Origin of the sequence: Thermacetogenium phaeum DSM 12270 (assembly GCF_000305935.1) — a bacterium.
GTDB classification, from domain to species: domain Bacteria; phylum Bacillota; class DSM-12270; order Thermacetogeniales; family Thermacetogeniaceae; genus Thermacetogenium; species Thermacetogenium phaeum.
On sequence record NC_018870.1, the window covers coordinates 476,024 to 494,128 of the forward strand.

An 18,105-nucleotide genomic window follows, 5' to 3' on the forward strand; every position below is an offset into this window, starting at 1 on the left:
GGAGGAGCATAAATGCGTGCAGCCCTGGAAAGTATAGAAAAAAACCAGGCGTCAATTCATGTGGAAGTGGAAGAAGAAAGAGTGGCCGAGGCTTTAGAGCAGGCCTACCGCAAAATCGTCAAGAAGACGGTTGTTCCTGGTTTTCGCAAAGGCCGGGTGCCGCGCCCGATTCTGGAGGCGCGTTTGGGGAAAGAGGTGCTTTATCAGGAAGCGCTGGAGATCCTCCTCGAGCAGGCTTATAGGGAAGCGGTTATTGAAACCGCCATCGAGCCCATCGACCATCCGGAAATCGATGTCATCCAGATGGAGGAAGGGAAGCCGCTGATCTTTAACGTCAAGGTGGAGGTCCTTCCCGAGGTCAAGCTGGGTGATAACTATAAAGGGGTGACTGCGGTTATCCCCGAGGTTAAGATAGGGGACGACGAGGTTGAGGCCCACCTGAAATTACTGCAGCAGCGCCACGCCAGGCTTGTGGATGCCGGCGACAAGGCAATTGACGACGGGGATGTGGCGGTGATCGACCTGGAGACCGTCGTTAACGGCAAGGTTGAGCAGCGCCTCTCCGGCAAGGATCAGATTATAGAGGTGGGGATGGCCAAGTTCATTCCCGGTTTTGAGGGTCACCTGATCGACATGAAGGCGGGGGAGAGGAAGGAGTTTACCCTCAATTTGCCCTCCGTATTTCAGTACAAGGACCTCGAAGGGAAAGAGGCCAAGTTTAAAGTGAAGGTTGTGGCCGTCAAGCGCAAAGAATATCCCGACCTCGACGATGAGTTCGCCCGCGATGTCAGTGAATTCTCCACCCTGGAAGAATTAAAGGAGCATTTAAGAAAAAAACTGGAAGAGACGGGGCAGCGTCAGGCCAGGCGCATTTTTAAGGAGCGCGTCGTTGCCAAAGTGGTGGATGATGCCAACGTTGAGATTCCGGAGCCCCTTCTCAAGCGCCAGTTGAATCTGGAATACAGCCAGTTTTTGCAGCGCCTGGCAATGCAGCGCCTCAACATGGACGACTATCTGCGGATGGTTAACAAGGATAAGGAGGCACTGCAGCGCGACCTGGAGGAGAGAGCGAGAAGGGTTGTGAAAACGAGACTGGTGCTGGGTGCCGTAGCCAAGGCCGAGGGGATCAAGGTAACCCCGGAGGAACTGGCGCAGGAGATCAACGACATGGCTGCACAGTATAATCTGGATGCGGAGAAGCTGCGGGCGGATCTGGAGGCCAGAGACCAGATTGGAGCAATCGAAGAGGACTTGCTGATGGAAAAGGTGAGCGACTTTCTGGCAGACAATGCAGTTCCTCTGACTGAACCGGAAAATAGGCAGGACGAGACAGAGGCGGAGGTGCAGGACGCTCAAGAGGGCGCTGCAGCGGAAGAAGAACAGGGAAAAGATAGTGGGGAAGGGCCTTCGGCCTAGAAGGAGCGCTTACTGAAGGGGTGGTCTAATTCGGGAGAAGCCGCAGGCTTAGATTTATGCCGGGCGGTTTCTTTTAACACACCGGATTATTTGATATATTAAAAGTAGAAAGGGAGCAGGTGAATCCTTATGAATAGAGCCCAGTATCTCGTTCCCATAGTGGTTGAGCAGACGAGCCGCGGGGAGAGGTCGTACGACATCTATTCCCGGCTGTTGAAAGACAGGATCATCTTTTTGGGGACCCCGATAGATGATAGCGTGGCCAACATCATCATCGCCCAGATGCTTTTCCTGGAAGCGGAGGATCCGGAGAAAGACATTTATCTTTACATAAATTCACCGGGCGGTTCGATCACAGCGGGATTGGCGATTTTCGATACCATGCGTTACGTCAAGCCAGATGTTTCCACCATTTGCGTCGGCATGGCTGCGAGCATGGGCGCCTTTCTCCTGGCGGCAGGAGCTAAAAAGAAGCGCTTTGCCACCCCGAACAGCGAAATTATGATCCACCAGCCGATGGGTGGCGCCCAAGGCCAGGCTACGGATGTCGAGATCCATGCCAGGCGCATAGTCAAGGTGCGGGATCGGCTTAACCGCATTCTGGCCGAACTGACCGGCCAGTCTGTGGAAAGGATCAGCCGGGACACCGACCGCGACACCTTTATGGATGCCGAGGAGGCCAAAGAGTACGGTATCATCGATGAGGTGATTACCTCCCGCGTCGATAAGGTGTAGTTATCCTCTGGAGGAGGTGCGTGTACTTGTACAAGTTCGGTGACGAGAAAGGGCAGTTGAAGTGTTCCTTCTGCGGAAAGCTCCAGGATCAAGTGAAAAAGCTGGTTGCGGGTCCCGGTGTGTATATCTGTGATGAGTGCATCGAGCTCTGTAATGAGATCATCGAGGAGGAGCTGGGGGATGAAGCGGACTTCGAATTGAGCGATATCCCCAAGCCGAAGGAGATCAAGGAAATCCTCGACCAATACGTCATCGGCCAGGAAAACGCCAAAAAGATCCTCTCTGTGGCCGTATACAACCACTACAAGAGGATTAACATGGGGATGAAGTCAGATGATGTGGAGCTGCAAAAGAGTAACATCATCATGCTTGGCCCCACCGGCTGCGGGAAGACCCTTCTCGCCCAGACACTGGCCAAGATCTTGAATGTTCCTTTTGCCATCGCCGATGCCACATCTCTGACCGAGGCCGGATATGTGGGAGAGGATGTGGAAAACATCCTCCTCAAGCTGATTCAGGCCGCTGACTACGATGTGGAAAAAGCGGAGAAGGGCATCGTTTATATCGATGAGATCGACAAAATTGCCCGCAAGTCGGAGAATCCCTCGATCACGCGGGATGTTTCGGGGGAAGGTGTGCAGCAGGCTCTCCTAAAGATACTGGAGGGGACCGTTGCCAGCGTGCCTCCTCAAGGGGGAAGAAAGCATCCGCACCAGGAATTCATCCAGATCGATACCACCAACATCCTGTTTATCTGCGGCGGGGCTTTCGAAGGTATCGACAAAATCATTCAGAACCGCATCGGGAAGAAGACGATCGGCTTCGGCGCGGAGCTGAGCAGACAGGAGAAGGACATCGGTAAGATTCTGAGCCAGATCCTTCCGGTCGACCTCTTAAAGTACGGGCTGATACCGGAGTTTGTGGGACGGGTGCCCATCATCGTCACCCTCGATGCCCTGGATGAGGAAGCGTTGGTGAGGATCCTTACCGAGCCTAAAAATGCCCTGGTGCGCCAGTACCAGAAGCTTTTTGAGATCGACGGGGTGACTTTAGAGTTCAAAGAAGATGCGCTCAGAGCGGTGGCCAAAGAGGCCATTCGAAGGAATACAGGGGCACGTGGTCTCCGGGCGATACTCGAAGATATTATGCTCAATGTAATGTACGAGGTGCCGTCACGCCACGACATAATCAAGTGCGTGATTACAAAGGATGTCATCGCCAAAAAAGAGGAGCCAATCCTGGTCACGGAGGACCGCAGCAAAAAGAAAAAAGAAGAGACGGCATAAGGGGGTGCGCAGAGCACCCTTTTGATTTTCATGGGGTTCTCTTTTCCCCCCGTCCTATTGCCCTGCGACTGAGGGGAGTTGACCACCGGGATCTTTTCCCGGTTTTTTTAATTTCGGGCCTGAAATGCGTTCCGGTTTATCCTGCATCCGGATTTCAGGGCAAGCGGCCGGGTATCCCGGGATGCCGGAATTTCGCTCCGGGAAAATATTTTTCAGGGGAGCGGATGGCCGCCAGAAGGGTTAAAAGCCGCGGTTCCTGGCAATAATGAGGATAAATTTAGAAAAATACGGATAGGAGCCGTGGTCGTTGTGGCTGGTGAATTTCCCGGATTAAGCGGATTCAACGGTTTGATCGGGATCGTTCAGATCGTTTTTGTGATTATTATCGGCCTTTACTTCTGGAATCTCCTGCGCAACCAACAGGGGACGCGTCTGGCCGTGGATAAAGAATCGAAAAAGGAGCTGGAGAAGATCCAGCGCCTGCGCCGTATATCCCTGGCAGAGCCGCTGTCTGAGAAGACCCGCCCCCGGCGCTTTGAAGAGATCGTCGGGCAGGAAGAGGGGCTCAAGGCGCTCCGTGCCGCACTCTGCGGGCCCAATCCCCAGCATGTCTTGATCTACGGCCCGCCGGGTGTGGGGAAGACCGCCGCTGCCCGCCTGGTGCTGGAGGAGGCCAAGCGCAACCCCGACTCCCCCTTTGGGATGAGTGCGGGTTTTGTGGAACTAGATGCCACCATCGCCCGTTTTGACGAACGGGGGATCGCCGACCCCTTGATCGGCTCGGTGCACGACCCCATCTACCAGGGGGCCGGACCATTGGGAATGGCGGGGATACCCCAACCGAAGCCGGGGGCCGTCACCAAGGCCCACGGAGGGATCCTCTTCATCGACGAGATCGGGGAGCTGCATCCGATCCAGTTGAATAAACTCCTAAAGGTATTGGAGGACCGGAAGGTTTTCTTCGAGAGCGCCTACTACAACTCCGAAGACACCCATATCCCGGCTCACATCCACGACATCTTCCAGAACGGGCTGCCGGCGGATTTCCGCCTCATCGGGGCCACCACCAGGCTTCCCGAGGAGATCTCGCCGGCGATCAGGTCGCGCTGTGTAGAGGTGTTTTTCCGGGCGCTGCTGCCGGAGGAGATTGGGAAAATAGCCGGTAATGCCGCAGCCAGGATCGGCTTCAGCTTCGGGGCGGGTGCCCTGGAGGTCGTGGCAAGATATGCCATCAACGGGAGGGATGCCGTCAACATCGTCCAGATCGCCGCCGGCATTGCCCATTCCCGGGGCGAAAGGGTGATTTTGGCCGCAGACGTGGAGTGGGTGGTGAGCAGCGGGCAGTACTCCCCGCGCCCGGAGAGCAAGATACCCCTACAGCCGGCGGTCGGGCGCGTTAACGGTCTGGCGGTGGTGGGGCCGAATATGGGGACACTACTGGAGATCGAGGTTGCGGTGGGGCCCCCTCTGGATGGAAGGGGAGAGATCACCGTTACGGGGATCGTGGAGGAGGAGGAACTGGGCGGCCTGGCCGGAAGGCGCGTGCGCCGCAAGAGCATGATCAGGAGTTCGGTGGAGAATGCCCTCACAGTGCTCAGGCGCTTCCTCGATGTGGATCCCCGGCGCTGTGACATTCACATCAATTTCCCCGGTACGGTGCCGACAGACGGCCCTTCCGCCGGTGTTGCCATTGCGGTGGGCATCTACTCCGCTTTGACCGGGAGAGCGGTCAGCAATCAGGTTGCCCTGACCGGAGAGCTCTCCCTGCACGGAGAGGTCAAGCCGGTGGGGGGAATTATTGCCAAGGTGGAGGCCGCCCGGAGGGCGGGGGCGAAAAAGGTTTTGATCCCTCAGGAGAACTGGCAGGAGATTTTCAAAGAGATGCCGCTCGAGGTGATTCCTATTGCACAGCTGAAAGATGCCCTGCGCCTGGCCCTGCTTCCCGGCGACTGCAGCAGGCAGGCATCGGCTTAAGGCGGTCTTGCCCCTCCTTTTCCAGAAGGTAGGAGGCGGGTATCTGTTGCAGGATATTCGCCGCTTGGGGTAGAATGTATCTGTAAGCGTTTAATCAGAAGCGAAAAACGTCTTCCCAGGAAAAGGGGGTGGCATCACATGTCCCAGGAACAAGACCAGCGGTTCGAAGAACGCACCCAGGAGCGCTGCAGCCGGGAGGAAGGGCGCATCCTTCCACTCCTTCCCTTGCGCGGTCTGTTGGTTTTCCCGTACATGGTCATTCATCTGGATGTTGGCCGGGAAAAGTCGGTCAGCGCCATTGATGAAGCAATGCTCCATGACCGGGAAATATTTCTGGTTACGCAAAAAGAAGCCCAGACCGATGAGCCCCAAAGGGACGACATCTACCAGGTGGGGACGATTGCTGAAATCAAGCAACTGCTCAAGCTGCCGGGAGGGACCTTCCGGGTCCTTGTTGAGGGCCTACGGCGCGGGAGAATCAAGGAGTACCTTGCCCAGGAACCTTTCATCAAGGTCATGGTCGAGGAATTTGAGGATAGTTGCGAAATAACGCCGGAGATCGAGGCCTTGATGAGGAGCGTTATCGGGCAGTTTGAAGAATACGTGAAGACCGGGAAGAAGATACCTCCGGAGACCGCCGTTTCCATAGTTTCCATCGATGAACCGGGGCGGCTTGCCGACATCATCGCAGCGCATATCAACCTGCATGTGGGGGACAAACAGGCCATTCTCGAGGCCTTTGACCCCAAGGAGAGGCTGGAAAGGTTGGCCGAAATTCTCTCCCGGGAGATGGAGATACTGGAGCTGGAGCGCAAGATCAACATGCGCGTCCGCAAGCAAATGGAGAGAACCCAAAAGGAGTACTACCTGCGGGAGCAGATGCGGGCGATCCAGAAGGAACTGGGAGAGAAGGACGAGAGGACGGCGGAAGTGGAGGAACTGCGGGAGCGCATCGCCGAGGCCAACTTCCCTAAGGAGGTCGAGGAGAAAGCCCTGAAGGAAGTTGAGCGGCTGGAGAAGATGCCGCCGATGGTGGCGGAGGCGGTAGTCGTCCGCAACTACATCGATTGGCTTTTGGCGCTTCCCTGGTCAAAGGAAACCAGGGACCGCCTGAATCTGGGTAAGGCGGAAGAGATCCTGGAGGCCGACCACTACGGGCTGCAGAAACCCAAGGAAAGGATTCTGGAATATCTGGCCATCCGCAAGCTGGCGACCAAGATGCGGGGGCCGATCCTCTGCTTTGTGGGACCGCCCGGGGTGGGGAAAACATCACTGGCCCGTTCCATTGCCCGCGCCCTGGGGCGCAAGTTTGTGCGCATTTCCCTGGGTGGGGTGAGGGATGAGGCGGAGATCCGGGGGCACCGCAGGACCTATGTGGGAGCGCTCCCCGGCCGGATCATTCAGGGAATGCGGCAGGCGGGAACGAAGAATCCGGTTTTCCTGCTGGATGAGGTCGACAAATTGAGCTCCGATTTCCGCGGTGATCCGAGTTCCGCTCTGCTGGAGGTGCTGGACGCCGAGCAGAACCACGCCTTCAGCGATCACTATATCGAGGTTCCCTTTGACCTCTCCAAGGTGATGTTTATTACGACCGCCAATGTGGAATACAACATCCCTCGTCCTCTGCTCGACCGGATGGAGGTCATTCACCTTTCCGGTTATACCGAAGAGGAGAAGGTCAGGATTGCCGAACGGCACCTGATCCCCAAGCAGGTCAAGGAGCACGGGCTTAAAAGCCACCACCTGCAGATCTCGGAGAATGCCCTGCGCAGAATTATCAGGGAATACACCCGGGAGGCAGGGGTACGCAACCTGGAACGGGAGATTGCCGCAATCTGTCGGAAAACGGCGCGCGAGGTTGTCAAGGATAAAAACTACCAGGTGAAGGTCACGGCTGCCAATGTGGAAGCTTTTCTGGGCATCCCGCGCTATCGTTACGGGGCTATTGAAAAGAAGAGTGAAGTCGGTGTGGCGGTAGGCCTGGCTTGGACGGAGGTCGGCGGCGAGGTGCTGAATGTAGAGGTGAGCATCCTTAAAGGGAAGGGAAACATTATGCTCACCGGAAAGCTCGGCGATGTGATGAAGGAATCCGCCCAGGCGGCCTTCAGCTATGTTCGCTCCCGGTCCTCAGAGCTGGGCATTACCGGGGAATTTCACGAGAAGTGCGACATCCACATCCATATCCCTGAAGGGGCAATTCCCAAAGACGGCCCCTCTGCAGGGATTACCATGGCCACCGCTTTGGCCTCGGCCTTAAGCGGGAGGCCGACCAGGCATGATGTGGCCATGACCGGAGAAATAACCTTGCGCGGGCGGGTTCTCCCCGTCGGGGGCATCAAGGAGAAGGTGCTGGCGGCACACCGGGCGGGGATTAAGACGGTAATCCTGCCTGCTGAGAATAAAAAGGATCTCGAAGAGATCCCGGCCAACGTCAAGAGAAAGCTCAAGTTTGTGCTGGTCGAAAACATGGATCAGGTCTTAAGCGAAGCCCTTCTTCCCGCTCAAGACCACCGGGAGGTACTATCGGGAGGTGTCGGAGCGTAAGATAGGAAGAGGGGTGAGCGCAGATGGTCGGTCGGAAAAGAAGGGGTTCTGCATCCCTGCTGCTGGGGATGGGAACCTCTTTTCTTCTGGTCATGGGTGGGGTTGGCGCCGCCGTTTTCTATGTTATAGCTTCCGGGGGTGCTGACTTCTACCTTAGCCGTTATTTTACCTGGCTCCTTTTCGTGAGTGTGACTTGCGGGGGTATGGTTGCCGGATACAGCGGAGGGGTCGGCTGCTGGGTGCCCGCCGGGAGCATCGGCCTGCTGTGGGGAGGCCTGACGGCATTGCTGTTGACTGCTGCGGCTCCCTCCGGCCCCGGGATCCCTGCTCTCCTTGCTCTTCTGGTTCTACCTGCCCTCGTAAGCGGCACCGGGGCGCTCCTGGCCGCCAACAGGAGGGTGAAAAAGCGTAGGGAGGCCCCTCCGGAAGCAGGATAAAAAGAGAACAAGGCCTGCAGAGGGAACGCTCGACGACACCTGTTTCCGGAGCGACTCCATCAGGCTGCAGGGGATCAGCCAGTAAGCATGGAGTTGCCTTGCGGAGAAAAAGGATGATGGGTGGGGTATGAAATGGGAGTGGTGAGGGTCGGCCTGATTCAGATGCTTGTGGAGGAGTCGAAGGAGAAGAACCTGAGCAGGGCGGAGGAGATGGTCAGGGAGGCGGCGGGGCGGGGGGCAGGGCTGGTTGTGCTGCCGGAGATGTTCAACTGCCCGTACAGCAACGAGTTCTTCCCCCCTTACGCCGAGCAGGAAGGGGGTTACACCTGGCAGCGGCTCTCCCGCATGGCCGGAGAAAGGCGGGTCTTCCTGGTAGGGGGATCTGTCCCCGAAAGGGGTGAGGACGGCAGGATCTACAACACTTCTTACATCTTCGATGACAGGGGAAGGCAGATCGGGAAGCACAGGAAGGTGCACCTCTTCGACATCGATGTTGAGGGGCAGTATTTCAGGGAGTCAGAGATCCTGGCGCCGGGCAGCAGGGCGACAGTTTTCGCTACCCCCTACGGCAGGATGGGGGTGATGATCTGCTACGACCTGCGCTTTCCGGAGCTGGCCAGGCTCCTTGTCCAGAAGGGTGCGTTGGTGCTCGTCGTTCCGGCTGCCTTCAACATGACCACAGGCCCCGCTCACTGGGAGCTGCTCTTCCGCTGCCGGGCGCTGGACAACCAGGTCTTTGCCCTCGGTGTCGCCCCGGCACGGGATGAGAAGGCATCTTATGTATCTTACGCCAATTCCCTGATCGCCGACCCCTGGGGAAGGGTTGTCGTCAGGCTGGGTGAGGAAGAGGGGATCCTTGTCGAAGACCTCGACCTGGGTGAGGTGGAAAAGATCAGAGCGGCATTGCCGCTCCTCAAGCACATCCGCAGGGATCTCTATGAAGTGAGGGAAAAACTCCAGGATTAACAAGAAGGCTCAAGGATCATACCAGATTCTCCGGGTTCAGGCCCTCGAGCTCCGGCAAGACGAATCTGCCGTCCTTCCTGACCAGCACCCCGTCGAAGTAGATCTCCCCACCGCCGTATTCGGGGGTCTGGATCAGCACCAGGTCCCAGTGGACGGCCGATCTGTTGCCGTTGAAGCAGTCGTCATAGGCGCTGCCGGGTGTGAGGTGGATCGACCCGGCGATCTTCTCGTCGAAGAGGGTGTCCCGGATCGGCCTGGTGATGTGGGGGTTCAGGCCGAAGGAGAACTCCCCGACATACCTGGCGCCCTCATCGGTTTCGAAAATCCGGTTGATCCGTTCGGTGGCGTTGGCTGTCGCCCGGATGATCCTTCCGTGCCGGAACTCCAGCCGGATGTTCTCATAGGTGAAGCCCTGGTATTGGGATGGGGTGTTGTAGGTGATCCAGCCGTTGACCGAGTCCCTGACCGGTGCGGTGTAGACCTCTCCGTCGGGGATGTTTGCCTTGCCGTCGCACTTCACCGCCGGCAGCCCCTTAATCGAAAAGCTCAGATCGGTGCCCGGCCCTGTGATCCTCACCCGGTCGGTCCTGTTCATCAGCTCCACGAGGGGGTCCATCGCCCGCGACATCCTGGCATAGTCGAGGTTGCAGACACTGAAATAGAAGTCTTCGAAGGCCTCCGTGCTCATTCCGGCTGCCTGGGCCATCGATGGAGAGGGGTAGCGCAACACCACCCACTTCGTCCTGGGGACGCGGATCTCCCCGTGCACCGGTTGCCAGAAGTATTTCTGGTAAAGCTCCATCTTATCCGGGGGGACGTCTGAGAGCTCTGCCGCATTGTCGCCGGAGCGGATGCCGATGTAGGCATCCATATCCCTCATTCTGGCCGCCTCGTATCTGGCCATGAGCCGGATCTGCTCAAGGGTGGCCCCGAGCAGCAGCGCCCTGTCCACCGCCCTGTCCTTGATGGTCACAAATGGGATGCCTCCCGCCCGGTAGACCTGGCGGATCAGCTCCCTCACCAGCGGCAGCTCCAGCCCCACGGCCTCGATCAGGATTTTCTCTCCCGGCTGTAGCCGGCAGGAATAGTGAACAAGGTTTTCGGCCAGACGGCTGACTCTCGGGTTGGTCATTGTGGTACCACCATCCTTACTCAATTTGGTTGCGCGTTCTTCCTGGGCGGTTAGCCTTCTATCGAGCTTGCCGATATCCTCCCAGACACAACGCAATTCCCTCTCGATCTCGGTGATATCCTTTTGTATTTTCCTTTGGCCTTTTTCCCGCTTATCCAGGCGCCTGGAGATGGCATCAAAATGGGTGCCGACTTCGCTTGTGACCTGGTTGAGCTCTCCCTGGAGGTCGTCCCTGACCTGGTTGATTTGTAACTCTAAGTTAAGGCCCTGACCCGGCCGGCTGCGTACCCCCGAGGTGGTGCTTCTGTCTTATTATAACAGAGACGGCAACGCCCAGATATCCCAGGCATTCAGCTTCTTCCCATTTTTCGATCAGAGATATATACTTATATACAAGGATTGCCAAACACTTTTTTGGCGGAGGGATGATGTTCATGAAGGTTGTGGGTATCGTCGGAAGCCCGCGCCGGGGCAGCAACACAGAGATCCTGGTGGAGCAGGTGCTGGCAGGGGCGGCCGCGGCAGGTGCCGAGACGCAGATTTTCAGGCTCAACGATCTCAACATCAGGGGCTGCCAGGCATGCAACTACTGCAAGGAGCACGACGGCTGCAGGCAGAAGGACGACATGACGCAGATCTACGATGCCCTTTTCGCTGCCGACGGGATCGTGATCGGCTCACCGATCTACATGGGCTATTTTACCGCCCAGACCAAGCTGTTTATGGACAGGCTCTTTGCCTTCTTCAGGCCGGGCGTCGGCAGCAGCCTGCCGAAGGGGAAGAAGGGTGTTGTGGTTTACTGCCAGGGCGGCGGTGACGACCGGAAGTTCGTCGAGGCGTTGGCCCGGCGGTTGGCAGGAGTCATGGGGTTGGAGCTGAAGGGGGTTGTAGGCGGCAACGGGATGAACGAATTAGGAGTCGTCAGAGAGAATAAAGAGCTGATGGATCGGGCCTTCAGGCTTGGAGAGGAACTGGTCAGTTGAAGGCAAATGGTAAACGGGGACACAAATTCGTCCGCTATGCGGATGACCGCAACATCTACGTAAAGAGCCGAAGGGCAGGACATCGCGTCATGGAAAGCATGAAGAAGTTTGCGGTGGTGTGGGGGGGACGGGGGTTAGCCGCCCCCTCCTACTCGATTTATTTTATTTTCTGAGGCTCTGCCAGATGTTTTTGCAGCCGGTTTCTTTGATCAGGAGGATGCAAAGGGTGCCGATAACCACGGCTATAAAACCGTACATGAAGGTGTTGTGGTAGAGGGCTGTTGCCGCCAGCCCCTCGGCGCGATCCAGGTACATGCCCATGATCGCCGGGAGCAGCGCCGCCCCCAGGAAGCCGCCGGTGTTGACGGCAGCGGTGGAGACACCGGCGATCTGCGGGGGGTTGACCTCTTTGGCGACTGCAAAGGAGAGGATGAAGGTGGCGCAGCAGAACCCCATCATGAACAAGAGGGGGTAGAGGATTCCCTCCGGCGGCTTGCCGCCGTTGACGAAAACGAGCAGGGCCCACGTTGCCAGGTAAATGAACCCGAAAAGCAGCATGGGCTTTTTTCTGCTCTGGATCCGGTCGGAGATCACCCCGATGAGGACGCTGCCGACCATCAACCCGATGGTGGCGACCAGGGCGTAGTTGGCCGCGGCATTCTTGGACATGCCGTATACGCTCATCAGGTAGGTAACGCCCCAGGTTCCTGTAAAACTGACATAGGAGCCGAAGAAACCGGCAAAGAGAAAGAATCCCGGCCAGGTATGCCTGTTGGTGAGCACCTGAATGAATGATGCTGCAGTTAGTTTTTCGGCTTGGGCTTTGTTTTTGCCTCCGGCTGCCGCCGGTCCTGCTTCTGCGGGGTAGTCCCTGATTATCAGGTAGCAGAGCAGGGCAATGAGAAGGGTAGCAAGCCCGATGGCCATGAAGGTGTTTCTCCAGGTGAAGGCTGCCACCATCAGGGCGAGGGGGGTCTGGGCGAGGACGCCTCCCAGGTTGCCCGTAAAGGAGGTGATGCCGGACATAGTGCTGAATTCCTCAGGGCGGAACCAGACGGAGATGATCTTGAGAATGCAGACGAAGACCACGGAAACCCCGATACCTACCAGAAGCCTCCCAAGGAAGGCCAGAAGCACCCCCGGGGCAAGGCCGAAAAGGATGGAACCGATGCCTGCCAGAACGGTGCCGGCGGTCACCGTTTTTCTCGCTCCCCAGGTATCCGCAAGGACTCCTACCGGAATCTGCATGATCATGTAGGCGTAAAAGTAGGTCGCTCCCAGGTTGGCAAAAGTGGTCGCCGATATATGAAAGGCCTCCATCAAATCATCCCTGACGACACCTGCTGCCATCCGGTGAAAGAACACCACAATATAGGAAAGGGCCATGACGCTCCAGATCAGCCAGCGGTAGGCCCCGGCCGTTTTCACTGCATTGCTGTTGCTGTTCAAATAAAAGCTCTCCTTTCCGGCAGAAAAGTATTTCCGGCCGGCCGGCATTTTCTCTGCGGTGAGGTGGCATCCATTTTTTTATAGATGATCACGGTGATTTTGTCAATTAGCCAGCAATCGTTGGCCGACCCTGGTTCGGGCATACGATGTATGCTAAAATATTCTGCAAGACGCGAGAGAGTGTTAAGCAAATTTGAAGCGGATTCCCACCTTTGAAGGCGTGGAGGCAGAAACTATGGGGAAGCCCAAGTATCCTGTTTCGGCAATAGAAAGGGCTTTGGAAATCCTGATGCTCTTGTTCCGGGAAAAGCGGGAGATGGGAATTACCGAGATCGCCGCTGCCATGGGCCTGCATAAGAGCACGGTACACCGCGCCCTGACCACCCTGCAGGAGTACGGGTTTGTGGAGCAGAATCCGGTTACCAGCAAGTACTGGCTGGGCATCAGGCTCTTTTCTCTGGGGATGCTATACCGCGAGAAGATGAGAATCCAGGACCTCGCCCGGCCGTTTACGGAGGAGCTCGCCCGTAAGTGCCGGGAGGTGGTGCATATGGGGATCCTGGAAAACCAGCATGAGGTCGGCAGGGTTCTCGTGATCGATAAGGTGGAGACAGAACAGATCTTATCCCTGACCCCGAGGATCGGCTCGGGAACTCCTGCCCACTGCTCGGCGATGGGAAAGATGCTGCTGGCCTATCAGAGTGATGAATATCTGGAAAAATTCGCCGCTCAAGGGCTGCCGCGCTACACCAAGAACACCATTACCGATCTGGAGGAGCTAAAACAGGAGCTGCGGAAGATAAAAGAGCAGGGTTATGCCCTGGACAGGGAAGAAATTGAAGTGGGGCTCACCTGTGTGGCGGCGCCTATTCTCGACGGGCACGGTAAGGCCATTGCAGCCGTCAGCGTTTCCGGGCCCGTTACCAGGATAACCCCCGAGCGCCTGCCCTTGATCATCAATGATGTTAAGGAAACTGCCGCCAGAATTTCAGAACAGATAAGGTAAGACCCCAGTCGGGGTGGGGAAGAACTCCCGGCCGGATATGTTCAAAAATTTTTTAAAAAATTTTTGTAGAGGTGGCAGGAAAAAAAGTTTTCGTGAAGAAGTATTTTTTTGCGGTATTTATGGAACGGTGTTCTATTGCGCAGAATCCACATTGTTTTTTGTTAGTTGCTATTGAGAACAAGATTCTGCATAATAGAACATCCAGCGGTTTTCAATATATTACTTTTCTCTGTCCTGACAAAATAGCGTGGGGTGGATGTTCCGGGTTATCCGGTCGGCAACGAAGGAAAGGTGGTGGGAGCGGCAATAACAAGGCTCTCTTTTAGGACCAAGCGGTAACCATTTGAAGAGGGGGTACCAGTTTGAAAAGGGAGATCATTGAAGAACTGAAGGGGATTGTCGGAGAGAAGCACGTCTGTACCAGCGATCGAGTTATCCGAATTCCCAACCATGTTTCTTGCTGAAAGATTAATTGGTGCTCTGTTTAATGAAACAAGGATTAAATTTGGAGTACTGGCCGATAGTATTTTGATATGGATGAATACTGGAAGTATAAAACCAGCAAAAGCATGTAAGTAAAGTGACACTTCTTAATATCGCCAGGTGACTTCTAATTTCACCAGGGGAACGTTTTTACAGAAAATTTTGTACTTGTTCTAATGCCACAGTTAGATTGTGAAGGAGGAGTTGTTCAATGGGTGTTTTTGATATGATGGAAAAGTACGGACATGAGCAAGTAATTTTTAACTATGACAAGAGGACCGGGCTCAAAGCAATCATCGCTATCCATGACACGACACTTGGTCCGGCTAACGGTGGTTGCCGCATGTGGGATTATAAGAGCGAGGAGGAAGCACTAGAGGATGCCCTGCGTTTGTCCTACGGGATGACTTATAAGAGTGCCGCTGCCGGGATCATGTTCGGTGGAGGAAAGACCGTAATCATAGGTGATCCTACCAGGAAGACACCGGAAATGTTCTATGCCCTAGGGCGGTTTGTAGACACTTTGCACGGGCGTTACTACACAGGAACCGATGTTGGAACAACCCCTCAAGATTTTGTGGAAGCATCGAAGATAGCTCGCCGATTCACCGGCCTCCCCGTGGAGTTCGGCGGCTGCGGTAACAGCGGAATGATTACTGCATATGGTGTTTTTCAGGGAATGAGGGCCTGCCTTAGGGAGTATTACGGTGAGGAATCCTTTAAGGGGCGTAAAGTAAGCGTTCAGGGTGTTGGAAAAGCAGGTGAACCCCTGATCAAGTACCTGCAGGATGCTGGTGCCGAGATTGTAGCTATTACTGATATTGATGAGAATAAACTGTATGCAGTCGCAAAAAAATACGGGGTTGAGGCTGTTGACCCTGAAGAGATCTATGAAGTGGAGTGTGACATATTCTCCCCTAATGCCTTGGGCGGTGTGATCAATGATAATACTGTTGAAAAACTAAATTGTAAGATCGTTGCTGGTGCTGCCAATAATGTTCTAGCAGAATCAAGGCATGGTGCGAGGTTAAAAGAGAGGAATATCCTATATGCTCCGGACTTCATCATCAACGCTGGGGGTATTATCGCAGTTGCCGATGAGTTTGAGCTTGGTGGCTTCAAACTGGAGCGAGCTTTAAAGAAAGCGGAGCAGATTTATGAGCGTTTATTGAAGGTATTTGCTTATGCCAAAGAAAAGGACATCCCTACTCAGGATGCTGCAGAGTACCTTACTGAGCAATTGATTGAATCCCTTGCAGCCATCAAGAGGAGATGGGTCAACCCAGAGTAGGATGGCTAGAAAAGCGGAGAATAAGGGGGTTCTCATCATGGCAAGCAACAAAGTCTATCGCTAGCTGATTATCAACCCAGGTTCGACATCAACGAAGCTTGCGGTTTATGAGAATGAGTCTTGTGTATTCACCGAAAAAATCGAACACAAGGCAGATGAGCAAAAGAGGTTTGCCCGGGTTTACGGACCAGCTCCATTACCGCTTGGAGCCGGTCCTTCAAACCCTTGCATCCAGAGGTATTGATCTCACCTCATTTCATGCAGTAGCTGGTCGTGGTGGAATCGTGGGGCAAATGGAAAGCGGGACATACCTAGTAAATGAGCAGATGAAAAGGGATCTAGTTTAAGTGTCCGCTGGAAGAACATGCATACAACCTGGGGGCCTTGATAGCAGATGAGATTGCCAGAAAAGTGGGATGGGAATTCCTTCTTATATTGTCGACCCGGTCTGTGCTGATGAAATGGATGATGTGACTTGCCTGACGGGGTTACCGGATCTGTAAAAAATATGGCTTAGGCATGCCTGGTGGTTTTGATGGCTGGCTACTATCTTGTCCCTTAAGGAATTCACGAAATGTTGACAAGAAAAGTTTTCTAAAATTCCTGTCATTTAAGTTATCACAAGTCAACCCAAGGCAATTTGGAATTGGTATGAATATTGCTATGTTGAAAAAAGAAGTAATGCCTGAGTCGAAATATCGAAAAGGCGTGATTAGTGAATGAAACATGAAATAAGTGAAAGGAGGGCCCCACATGCGTTAGATATATGTAGAACAGGTGGCGAAAGTTTATTTGGTTAGGTTTCAACCGTGGCCTGATTAGTCAAAGTTAAGAATTCTGTCATATGATGCTCCGGTAAAGCGATAGGGTGGTTGCTGAAGGTGGATTTAGTACTGTCGTTAAGTGGAGAAGGACAAATTTCAAATTTATTGATAATACCCAACATAGAGAAAGGATGGGATGCATGATATGGATAATAAAACTGTAAGTATCTTAGTCTGTATTGTTTATTTTGCTTGTCTTATCGGTGCCGGCATTTATGGTATGTTAAAAAATAAAAAGGCGTCGGACTATTTGGTTGCAGGAAGAAAATTAAACCTGTTGCTGACAACTGCAACCTTAGCCGCAGTACAGATTGGCGCTGGAATTATACTGGGTGGAGCGGAGACCGGTGCCACATGGGGCATCTGGCCAGGTATGTATTATGCCCTCGGATGCGGTGGTGGATTAATCCTGGCTGGTATATTGGTAGCCCACAGGATGAGGGATGAAGAAGGATATGTTCCAATGGACATTTTCGAGAAAAGGTTTGGGCAAAATAAATGGGTTAGAATATGGGCTTGGCTGAGTAATGTTCCTAGTATGTTAGGGATCTTTGTAGCACAGATGCTGGCATGTGGAAGTATTCTGGCCGGATTCGGAGTGCCTTTTGGCACAGGTGTTTTGATGTGCTCTATCGTTATACTTATATACAGTTCTATCGGTGGAATGTGGGGGGTTGTTCTCGGTGATTTTGTCCAAATCGCCATAATGACGGTGGGTATACCCGTAGCAGCAGTTGCGTCACTTTTAAAACTCTCAGCAACTGGTATATCCCCAATGAGTATTTATAACACACCATTTATTCCAGATGGGCTTTTTACGAAATTTATTTACCTTGTTGTCCCTTTCCTCCTGGCCATATCAGTATCCTATGATGCTTTTATGAGATACCAGTCTGCTAAAGACGCTAAAACCGCTAGATTAGGATGTATCTTAGCTGGTATCTTCGTTATAATTTTCGGTATATTTGCTTCTACGATTGGTGCTGTTGCCAGGATCATTTTCCCAGAGATGGAGGAAGGCTTGTTTGCTGCAATGGTAATGAATAGTCTTCACCCTGTTGCTGCAGGTATAGTTCTTGCAGCGGTCTTAGCAGCTGCTATGTCAAGCGGTAACTGTCTGCTAATATCTATGTGAGCCTCTTTCTCCAGGGATCTTTATAATAAATTCTTTCATCCAGACAAAAATTTAGACGAACTACCTTTATCTAAAATAATATCCCAGATTACGGTTGTAGTTGGGTGTATAGCTGGCATCTTACTGGCATTTAAAATGACCAGTATTCTCGATGCCATTATAATCTTCAATTATCCCTATATGGGAAGCCTGCTTATCCCCCTGTTAGTAGCTGTTTTGTGGAAAGGTGCTACGAGAAAAGGTGCCTTTTCTGCAATGATTGTAGGTGGCATCATTGGTGTGGGCGCGTTTTTGGCCGGTATACCTGGTCCTCTAAAGGATTGGGTTAATCCTGACATGGGATTGTTTTATGCCTATATTGCTTCATTAATTGTAATATACTTTGTTAGTAAAATGGACAAAGCAAAACAGCAAGATATCAAAAGTGACCAACAATAATCTAAG

Annotated in this window: 12 protein-coding genes and 2 pseudogenes; 12 read left to right on the forward strand and 2 right to left on the reverse strand. The window is 53.9% G+C overall.

All coding sequences use genetic code 11. The features are described from left to right. Positions 1-12: 12 nt before the first annotated feature. The 7 genes from tig (at position 13) to TPH_RS02385 (ending at position 9,358) form a co-directional block, all read left to right on the forward strand. Positions 13-1,416 carry a trigger factor gene (gene tig, locus TPH_RS02355; protein ID WP_015049623.1) on the forward strand — a complete coding sequence of 468 codons (1,404 nt, stop codon included), beginning with the start codon at positions 13-15 and terminating at the stop codon, positions 1,414-1,416. Between the two features lie 129 nt (positions 1,417-1,545). Then, entirely contained in the window at positions 1,546-2,151 is a 606-nt protein-coding gene (clpP, locus tag TPH_RS02360) for an ATP-dependent Clp endopeptidase proteolytic subunit ClpP (RefSeq protein ID WP_015049624.1), read from the forward strand. A 26-nt stretch (positions 2,152-2,177) separates the two neighbouring features. Then, the gene (gene clpX, locus TPH_RS02365) at positions 2,178-3,437 is read left to right on the forward strand and encodes an ATP-dependent Clp protease ATP-binding subunit ClpX (RefSeq protein WP_015049625.1); all 1,260 of its coding nucleotides are present in this window, start codon (positions 2,178-2,180) and stop codon (positions 3,435-3,437) included. Between the two features lie 309 nt (positions 3,438-3,746). After that, complete coding sequence (gene lonB / locus TPH_RS02370; protein ID WP_015049626.1) at positions 3,747-5,411, forward strand: ATP-dependent protease LonB; 1,665 nt, start codon at positions 3,747-3,749, stop codon at positions 5,409-5,411. Positions 5,412-5,549: 138 nt separating this feature from the next. Further along, on the forward strand, positions 5,550-7,955 hold the full coding sequence (lon, locus tag TPH_RS02375; protein ID WP_015049627.1) for an endopeptidase La: 2,406 nt from the start codon (positions 5,550-5,552) through the stop codon (positions 7,953-7,955). 23 nt (positions 7,956-7,978) lie between these two features. Further along, positions 7,979-8,392, forward strand: a complete 414-nt coding sequence (locus TPH_RS02380; protein ID WP_015049628.1) for a hypothetical protein — start codon at positions 7,979-7,981, stop codon at positions 8,390-8,392. Between the two features lie 132 nt (positions 8,393-8,524). Beyond that, on the forward strand, positions 8,525-9,358 hold the full coding sequence (locus TPH_RS02385; protein ID WP_015049629.1) for a carbon-nitrogen hydrolase family protein: 834 nt from the start codon (positions 8,525-8,527) through the stop codon (positions 9,356-9,358). Between the two features lie 16 nt (positions 9,359-9,374). Here TPH_RS02385 and TPH_RS02390 read toward each other — a convergent pair whose 3' ends face one another. Then, the gene (locus tag TPH_RS02390) at positions 9,375-10,490 is read right to left on the reverse strand and encodes an aminopeptidase (RefSeq protein ID WP_028991139.1); all 1,116 of its coding nucleotides are present in this window, start codon (positions 10,488-10,490) and stop codon (positions 9,375-9,377) included. Between the two features lie 434 nt (positions 10,491-10,924). On the opposite strand from TPH_RS02390, the gene TPH_RS02395 reads away from it, so the two are divergent. Both TPH_RS02395 and TPH_RS16425 read left to right on the forward strand, forming a co-directional pair. Further along, positions 10,925-11,473 (forward strand): flavodoxin family protein, encoded by a 549-nt coding sequence (locus TPH_RS02395; RefSeq protein WP_015049631.1) that lies wholly within the window; start codon positions 10,925-10,927, stop codon positions 11,471-11,473. A gap of 11 nt (positions 11,474-11,484) precedes the next feature. Then, positions 11,485-11,583: pseudogene (locus TPH_RS16425) on the forward strand (reverse transcriptase domain-containing protein); the annotation flags it as partial. A 52-nt stretch (positions 11,584-11,635) separates the two neighbouring features. Here the strand turns inward: TPH_RS16425 and TPH_RS02405 are convergent. Beyond that, positions 11,636-12,922: an MFS transporter gene (locus tag TPH_RS02405; RefSeq protein ID WP_015049633.1), complete on the reverse strand. Its 1,287-nt coding sequence runs from the start codon at positions 12,920-12,922 to the stop codon at positions 11,636-11,638. Between the two features lie 235 nt (positions 12,923-13,157). Here TPH_RS02405 and TPH_RS02410 point away from each other — a divergent pair, with 235 nt between their 5' ends. The 3 genes and pseudogenes from TPH_RS02410 (at position 13,158) to TPH_RS02420 (ending at position 18,099) form a co-directional block, all read left to right on the forward strand. Next, positions 13,158-13,928, forward strand: a complete 771-nt coding sequence (locus TPH_RS02410) for an IclR family transcriptional regulator (RefSeq protein WP_015049634.1) — start codon at positions 13,158-13,160, stop codon at positions 13,926-13,928. 694 nt (positions 13,929-14,622) lie between these two features. Continuing rightward, complete coding sequence (locus tag TPH_RS02415; RefSeq protein ID WP_015049635.1) at positions 14,623-15,702, forward strand: Glu/Leu/Phe/Val family dehydrogenase; 1,080 nt, start codon at positions 14,623-14,625, stop codon at positions 15,700-15,702. 1,044 nt (positions 15,703-16,746) lie between these two features. Then, positions 16,747-18,099: pseudogene (locus tag TPH_RS02420) on the forward strand (sodium:solute symporter family protein). Positions 18,100-18,105: the final 6 nt, after the last annotated feature.

Bases quoted from the DNA above. Each gene is read 5' to 3' on its own strand.
- TPH_RS02385 (WP_015049629.1), top strand. From the start codon at position 8,525: ATGGGAGTGGTGAGGGTCGGCCTGATTCAGATGCTTGTGGAGGAGTCG.
- clpP (WP_015049624.1), top strand. From the start codon at position 1,546: ATGAATAGAGCCCAGTATCTCGTTCCCATAGTGGTTGAGCAGACGAGC.
- TPH_RS02390 (WP_028991139.1), bottom strand. From the start codon at position 10,490: ATGACCAACCCGAGAGTCAGCCGTCTGGCCGAAAACCTTGTTCACTAT.
- TPH_RS02410 (WP_015049634.1), top strand. From the start codon at position 13,158: ATGGGGAAGCCCAAGTATCCTGTTTCGGCAATAGAAAGGGCTTTGGAA.
- TPH_RS02415 (WP_015049635.1), top strand. From the start codon at position 14,623: ATGGGTGTTTTTGATATGATGGAAAAGTACGGACATGAGCAAGTAATT.
- tig (WP_015049623.1), top strand. From the start codon at position 13: ATGCGTGCAGCCCTGGAAAGTATAGAAAAAAACCAGGCGTCAATTCAT.
- TPH_RS02395 (WP_015049631.1), top strand. From the start codon at position 10,925: ATGAAGGTTGTGGGTATCGTCGGAAGCCCGCGCCGGGGCAGCAACACA.
- TPH_RS02380 (WP_015049628.1), top strand. From the start codon at position 7,979: ATGGTCGGTCGGAAAAGAAGGGGTTCTGCATCCCTGCTGCTGGGGATG.
- lon (WP_015049627.1), top strand. From the start codon at position 5,550: ATGTCCCAGGAACAAGACCAGCGGTTCGAAGAACGCACCCAGGAGCGC.